The following is a 6,073-nucleotide window of genomic DNA, read 5'->3' on the forward strand; positions in this document are numbered from 1 at the left end:
CCCCAGACCCCCAGACCCCTCACGACCACAGGAGCACCAGACCCATGCGCACGTTCATCTTCGACGACTACAAGCAGCCCCTCCACGGAGCCGATGTCCCCGAGCCGGTGGTCGGCGACCACGACGTGCTCGTCGCGGTCGCCGCCGCCGGGCTCAACCAGCTCGACGAGAAGCTCCGGCTCGGCGAGTTCAAGCTGATCCTGCCGTACAGGACCCCGCTGACCCTCGGGCACGACGTCGCCGGCACGGTCATCGCCGTCGGTGCTGCGGTCCGCCGGTTCGCCGTCGGCGACGAGGTCTTCTCGCGACCGCGTGACCACCGCATCGGCACCTTCGCCGAACGCATCGCCATCGACGAGTCCGACGTCGCACACGCCCCCGCGAACACGAGTCCGGTCGAGGCCGCGTCGCTCCCGCTCGTCGCCCTGACCGCGTGGCAGGCCCTCGTCGAGCGCGGAGACGTGCAGGCCGGGCAGAAGGTCCTGATCCACGCGGGCTCGGGCGGCGTCGGCACGATCGCGATCCAGCTCGCCAAGCACCTCGGCGCACACGTCGCGACGACCGCGTCGGCCGCCAACGGCGACTTCGTCCGGGAGCTCGGCGCGGACGTCGTCATCGACCACCGCACGCAGGACTTCGCCCAGGAGCTCTCCGGGTACGACCTCGTCCTCGACAGCCTCGGCGGTGAGAACCTCGAGCGGTCCCTCACCGTGCTGCGACCGGGTGGCAAGGCGATCAGCATCAGCGGCGCCCCCGACCCGGCCTTCGCGCGGGCGGCCGGGCTGAACCCCGTCCTCCGCCTGGTCATCGCCGCCATCAGCCGGAAGATCCGCCGCCAGGCGAAGCGGCTCGGGGTGACCTACGAGTTCCTGTTCATGCGCGCCGACGGGCAGCAGCTCCGCCGGATCGCCGACCTGGTCCGCGACGACGTCATCCGGCCGGTCGTCGGTGCCACGTTCCCCTTCGACGAGACCCCGCAGGCACTCGAGTCGATCACCACGGGCCGGGTGCGCGGCAAGACCGTCGTCACCGGCGCCTGAGCACCTTCCCCCTCCACGCACGACCTGACGAACGGACCACGACCATGCACGACGCAGCAGCACCCGTCACCTCCTACGCACTGGCACCGGCGAAGACCGTGCATGCCGGCGGGATCACCTTCGCCTACCGCGAGCTCGGCCCGGTCGAGGACGTCCCCGTCGTGTTCTTCGTGCACCTCGCCGCGACCCTGGACAACTGGGACCCGCGCATCGTGGACGCGATCGCCGCGCACCGGCACGTGATCACGTTCGACCAACAGGGTGTCGGCGCCTCGTCGGGCACGGTGCCGCGGACGATCGAAGCAGCAGCCGACGACGCGCACGCCTTCATCACCGCCCTCGGGTACGACCAGGTCGACGTGTTCGCGTTCTCGATGGGCGGGATGATCGCGCAGGACCTCGTCGTCGCGCACCCCGGTCTCGTCCGGAAGCTCGTGCTCACCGGCACCGGACCCCGCGGCGGGAAGGACATGGACAAGGTCGTCGCCACCACGTACTTCGACGTCCTCCGTGCGACGCTCACCCGGTCGGACCCGAAGGAGTTCCTGTTCTTCAACCGCGACGCCGTCGGCAAGCGTGCCGCCAAGGCGTTCCTCGCGCGGTTGCAGGAACGCACCGTCGACCGCGACGCACCCATCGGCCTGCGGGCGTTCGGGACCCAGCTGCAGGCCATCAAGCGCTTCGGCCGCTCGACGCCGTCGGACCTGTCCGTGATCACGCAGCCCACGCTCATCGCCAACGGCGACCACGACCGGATGGTGCCGTCGGTCCTGTCCGAGGACCTGCACCGCCGCATCACCGCCTCAGAGCTGGTCATCTACCCGAACTCCGGCCACGGCGGCGTCTTCCAGTACTGGGAGCAGTTCGCCCCGGTCGCGGCGGAGTTCCTGCGGCGCTGACCCCGACGCGCGCTGCACCGATCAGATCGGCAGGACCGCCCCGACCTGTGCGCGGATCGTCGCCACCACCTCGGCGACGCTCGTGTCGGGGTCTGCGCTGGACACCATCGTCACGAACAACACCGCGGACACGACGTGCGCCAGGGTCGCCGCCCGGTCCTCGTCGACGCCGCTGTGCTCCGCGATGAGTCGCGCGACCGTGCGTTCCGTCTCACCCGCGATCGTCAGGGCCTCGGCGTGGTTCGGTTCGCCCGGGTCACCGAACGCCATCTCCCGCAGGTAGGTGCGTCCGTTCTCCACCTGCACCCGGTTGCACGCGACCACCGGTTCGACCAGGGCGACCACGGCGTCGACGAGCGTGCGTGCCTCGGCTGCGGCCCGTCGCCCGAGCTCGAGGGCCTCGCGGTAGTGCTCGTTCTGCACGAGCAGCAGAAGTTCGCCCTTGTTCTTGACGTACAGGAAGAGCGTGCCGGCACCGATGTCGGCACGTTCGGCGATCTGTTGCGTGGTGACCTCGTCGACACCCTGCTCGGCGAACAACTCCCTCGCCGCAGCGACGATGCGCTCGAGCTTGACCTGCTTGTTGCGCTCGCGTCGTCCGGACGGCTGGGTCACCTGCACGACTGCTCCTCCGGGTCCGGGAACGCCCCTCGGGCGACGGGGCACCGACCATCATCGCAGGCCGCAGGACCCGCTGATCAGACCTCGGCGACGGCCCGCAGTTCGAGCGCCACGGCGTTCAGGTCCCCGATCAGCCCGTCCGCCCGGTCGGCGTACTCCGGAGCAGGTGCCCCCGCATCGCGCCCCTTGCCGCTCGACCACGGTGCCCACACCGGCGCGGCGATCGTCAGCAGGTCGTCACGGTCCCATCCGTGTTCGAGCAGCCCACGCGCATGGTCCACTTGCCCCTGCACCCGCACCACGTGCGGATCACCGTGCTCGGTGAGGAACGCGACGAGCCGGTCGCCGCGGACCACGTACCGCCGGAGCTGGTCACGTCGATCACGCTCGTCGTACCGGCCGCCGTGCAGCAGGTGTCGGCGCAGCCATCCCATGTCCCGATGATCCCACCGCACATTGCGGCCCTCTGGTCCTGTACGTTCCCTGTGTAGACATCCCTGATCAGAGAGGACGCGGCGCCATGAGTGACGGCACGCCCCAGTACAACCAGCAGAACCCGAACCCCTACGCCGCCGGCGGGCAGCCCTACGGCGCTCCGATGCAGCCGTCGTCCGACCGTTTCAACGTCATGGCGATCGTCGGGTTCGTCCTGGCGTTCGTCGTGAACATCGCCGGCCTCGTGGTGTCGATCATCGCGCTCTCGCAGATCAAGAAGACCGGGGAGCGCGGCCGCGGCCTGGCCCTCGCCGGCGTCATCATCAGCGCCGTGTCGATCGTCTTCGGCATCATCTGGGTGATCTTCGTGATCGCTGTCGTCGCGAACGCTCCGGCGGGCAGCACGGGCGGCTACTGACGCCCACCAGCACCAGACCGGAGGCCCGTGGCAGCTCGCCACGGGCCTCCCGTCTGTCAGGGGTTCCGGACCGTGGCCTCAGCCGATGACGCCGGTGTGCTCCAGCACGATGTTCAGGCCGATGAGGATCAGGACGACGCCACCCGCGATCTCCGCCGGCTTGCCGAACCGGGCCCCGACCCGGCGCCCGACGACGACCCCGATGAACGACAGCACCGCGGTCGTGATCCCGATGAGCAGCACCGCGCCGCCGATCGACACCGGCAGGAACGCCAGGGTGACCCCGACCGCCAGGGCATCGATGCTGGTGGCGACCGCCAGCACGAGGAGCTGACGGACCGGCAGCCGATCGGTGTCCTGCTCGGTGTCCTCGTGCCCCGAGAACGCCTCCCACAGCATCTTCCCGCCGATCAGCGCGAGCAGCCCGAACGCGACCCAGTGGTCGAAGGCTGCGATGTCCTGCGCGAACGCGGACCCGAGCAGCCAGCCGAGCAACGGCATCACCGCCTGGAACACCCCGAACGTGAGCGCGATCACGATCGCGTGCCGCAGGTCGAAGCGCTTCATGTGCAGGCCCTTGCCGAGGGCGACGGCGAAGGCGTCCGCGGAGACGCCGAGCGCGATGAGGAAGAGGGCCCAGAACGACATGGGAGCGGCGCCTTTCGAGACGGTCGGACGGAGACGCCGACGTCTCAGGACCTGACGATCCTGGCACGGTCCAGGGCACGAAAATGCCTGATCAGCGGGATTCGTCGCCCCGAATCCAGGGGTTGGTGGGCCCGGTCCGCCAACCCGGCCCACGTCGTCGACGTGACCAGGGAACGGACTGGAGGCCCGGGGCGGGCACGGCCACGCGCCTCCAGTCCGGCAGTCCGTGCGTCAGGAACCGGCGGCCGCGTGCGCCGCGACGTGGCTGGCCGTCAGTTCCGTCCCGTAGACGGCGGCGTACCGCATCGAGCCGGTGAAGTAGGGGTTGGCGGAGGAGCCCGGCCAGCCGCTGACGATGTCGTACCCGACGCGGAAGTAGCCGGTGAAGCTCTCCGCGGCCTTGAACGCGGCGTTCGACGCGACGAGCCTGCCGTCGACGTAGAGGCGCATGCCGTTGGTCGGCGACATCGTCGCGACCGTGTGGTGCCACTTGCCGTCGTTGACGGCCGACGGCGTGGTGAGCACCTGGGTGGCACTGCCGGTGTAGGTGCCGAAGGCGAGCTGTCCGCTCGTGGTCAGGTAGAGCTTCCGGTCGTGCTGGCTCGATGCACCGGTCTGGCTGCTGCCGAAGCCGATGAGCATGCCACCCGCGACGGTGGTCCGGAACCAGACCTCCTCGCTGAAGGTCGTCGGGTTGGCGTACGACCGCGGAGTGGAGACGTAGCTCGTGGAGCCGTTGAGCGCGTAGGCGCTGCCCGCGTCGCGGGGGCAGGCGTTCGGGCTCGACGTGGTCGCCGTCATGGCTCCCTGGTAGGTGCCGTTCGCGCCGCGACCCGACCAGTCGGTGGCCGTCCGCGAACCCGAGGCCTCGGTGAGGCGGTAGGCGAAGAGGGCGTTCGCGGTGTCGGCGCCGACGGCACCCGTGCACGTGAAGTACGGGGCGGTCGCCGCGGTGTTCGCGCTGTTCGTGACGCGTGCGCTGTAGGCCGAGCGGGTCGGGGCGAACTGGTTCAGCAGGACGACGACGGCCAGGGCGGCCACCAGGAGGACGGCGACGACACGACCGTCGCGCAGGCGGCGGATCACGAGGGACGCACCGCCTCGACCCGACCGACGGCCAGGCACGCGACGAGGGGCACGAGACACACGGCGATCAGCGCGACCCAGCCGAGGGGGTCGAGGTCGATGTTCGACATGAGCTGGTAGTGCCCGTTCTCCGTCAGTTCGTGGATGACGACCTTGCCCATCTCGCCGTCGACCAGGTGGACGCTGTTGCCGCCGTGGGCGTCGACGCGGACCGGGAAGATCCCCGACGAGATCACGGTGGCCTCGACCCCGGTCGGGCTCGAGGTGTTCGTGATCGTCGTCACGTTGACGAAGGGCTTGAACACGAACGCCGCGTACGCGGTGGTGAGGGCGCCGCCGGCGATCCGCAGGCAGGTGCGGGTCACCCGGTCGGTGAACGCGCTGGTCAGGGTCAGGATGATCAGCGTGCCGATGAGCAGGATCGGCGCGGCGCGGAGCAGCCAGCCGATGTGCGGGACCAGGAGTGCAGGGGTGCCGATGACGTCGGCCTGGGTGAGCGTCCACGGGTCGACCGCGCCGTTGACGTCGCCGCGGGTGTGGAGTCCACCGTCGGCGTCGATCGAGACGATGCGGTGGGTGTAGACGACGTCCGGGTTGGCGGAGGTCTCGAACGAGACGATGTCGCCGACGCTGAGCGTGGCGACGTCCACCGGCAGGTCGAGCACGAGGGTGCCGACGGGGGCGGCCTCGCCCATCGAGGGGGTCTCGACGACGAACCAGCGACCGCCGGACGAGAGGAACAGGGCCGCCGCGCCGAGCAGGACGGCGGCGACCGCTGCGACCGTCCAGGCGAGGACCGTCTCGGAGCGGGTGACCTCACGGCCGCGGAGGACCGGGCGGTCGAGCATTCCGCTGAGCGGGATCGCTGCGGTCTGGCTCATGGGTTCTGCTCCGGGAGGTCGGGGTGGTGCGGGGTCGTGCGGGGG

At 70.3% G+C, this 6,073-nt stretch carries 8 protein-coding genes; 3 read left to right on the plus strand and 5 right to left on the minus strand.

The window, feature by feature from the left end:
- Window positions 1–44 precede the first annotated feature (44 nt).
- Together KK097_RS17665 and KK097_RS17670 are read left to right on the plus strand one after the other, a co-directional pair.
- Window positions 45–1,040: an NADP-dependent oxidoreductase gene (locus tag KK097_RS17665; protein ID WP_214545615.1), complete on the plus strand. Its 996-nt coding sequence runs from the start codon at window positions 45–47 to the stop codon at window positions 1,038–1,040.
- A gap of 44 nt (window positions 1,041–1,084) precedes the next feature.
- Window positions 1,085–1,939, plus strand: a complete 855-nt coding sequence (locus KK097_RS17670; RefSeq protein ID WP_214545616.1) for an alpha/beta fold hydrolase — start codon at window positions 1,085–1,087, stop codon at window positions 1,937–1,939.
- Window positions 1,940–1,960: 21 nt separating this feature from the next.
- On the opposite strand, the gene KK097_RS17675 is transcribed toward KK097_RS17670, so the two are convergent.
- Both KK097_RS17675 and KK097_RS17680 read right to left on the minus strand, forming a co-directional pair.
- Window positions 1,961–2,560, minus strand: a complete 600-nt coding sequence (locus KK097_RS17675) for a TetR/AcrR family transcriptional regulator (RefSeq protein WP_214545617.1) — start codon at window positions 2,558–2,560, stop codon at window positions 1,961–1,963.
- A 77-nt stretch (window positions 2,561–2,637) separates the two neighbouring features.
- The gene (locus KK097_RS17680) at window positions 2,638–2,994 is read right to left on the minus strand and encodes a hypothetical protein (RefSeq protein ID WP_214545618.1); all 357 of its coding nucleotides are present in this window, start codon (window positions 2,992–2,994) and stop codon (window positions 2,638–2,640) included.
- Between the two features lie 86 nt (window positions 2,995–3,080).
- On the opposite strand from KK097_RS17680, the gene KK097_RS17685 reads away from it, so the two are divergent.
- Complete coding sequence (locus KK097_RS17685; protein ID WP_214530668.1) at window positions 3,081–3,413, plus strand: DUF4190 domain-containing protein; 333 nt, start codon at window positions 3,081–3,083, stop codon at window positions 3,411–3,413.
- 78 nt (window positions 3,414–3,491) lie between these two features.
- Here the strand turns inward: KK097_RS17685 and KK097_RS17690 are convergent, their stop codons facing one another.
- From KK097_RS17690 to KK097_RS17700, 3 genes are all read right to left on the minus strand, one after another.
- A complete protein-coding gene (locus tag KK097_RS17690; RefSeq protein WP_214530669.1) occupies window positions 3,492–4,061 on the minus strand; it encodes a manganese efflux pump MntP in 570 nt (189 codons plus the stop codon).
- A gap of 231 nt (window positions 4,062–4,292) precedes the next feature.
- Entirely contained in the window at window positions 4,293–5,147 is an 855-nt protein-coding gene (locus KK097_RS17695) for a LamG domain-containing protein (RefSeq protein WP_214545619.1), read from the minus strand.
- Window positions 5,144–6,028: a S26 family signal peptidase gene (locus tag KK097_RS17700; protein ID WP_214545620.1), complete on the minus strand. Its 885-nt coding sequence runs from the start codon at window positions 6,026–6,028 to the stop codon at window positions 5,144–5,146. The genes KK097_RS17695 and KK097_RS17700 overlap by 4 nt, the downstream gene beginning before the upstream one ends.
- Window positions 6,029–6,073: the final 45 nt, after the last annotated feature.

Source organism: Curtobacterium flaccumfaciens (genome assembly GCF_018598405.1).
GTDB classification, from domain to species: domain Bacteria; phylum Actinomycetota; class Actinomycetes; order Actinomycetales; family Microbacteriaceae; genus Curtobacterium; species Curtobacterium aurantiacum.

Excerpts from the sequence above, each read along its gene's own strand:
- KK097_RS17665 (WP_214545615.1), top strand. The coding sequence starts at position 45 with ATGCGCACGTTCATCTTCGACGACTACAAGCAGCCCCTCCACGGAGCC.
- KK097_RS17670 (WP_214545616.1), top strand. The coding sequence starts at position 1,085 with ATGCACGACGCAGCAGCACCCGTCACCTCCTACGCACTGGCACCGGCG.
- KK097_RS17680 (WP_214545618.1), bottom strand. The coding sequence starts at position 2,994 with ATGGGATGGCTGCGCCGACACCTGCTGCACGGCGGCCGGTACGACGAG.
- KK097_RS17685 (WP_214530668.1), top strand. The coding sequence starts at position 3,081 with ATGAGTGACGGCACGCCCCAGTACAACCAGCAGAACCCGAACCCCTAC.
- KK097_RS17690 (WP_214530669.1), bottom strand. The coding sequence starts at position 4,061 with ATGTCGTTCTGGGCCCTCTTCCTCATCGCGCTCGGCGTCTCCGCGGAC.
- KK097_RS17700 (WP_214545620.1), bottom strand. The coding sequence starts at position 6,028 with ATGAGCCAGACCGCAGCGATCCCGCTCAGCGGAATGCTCGACCGCCCG.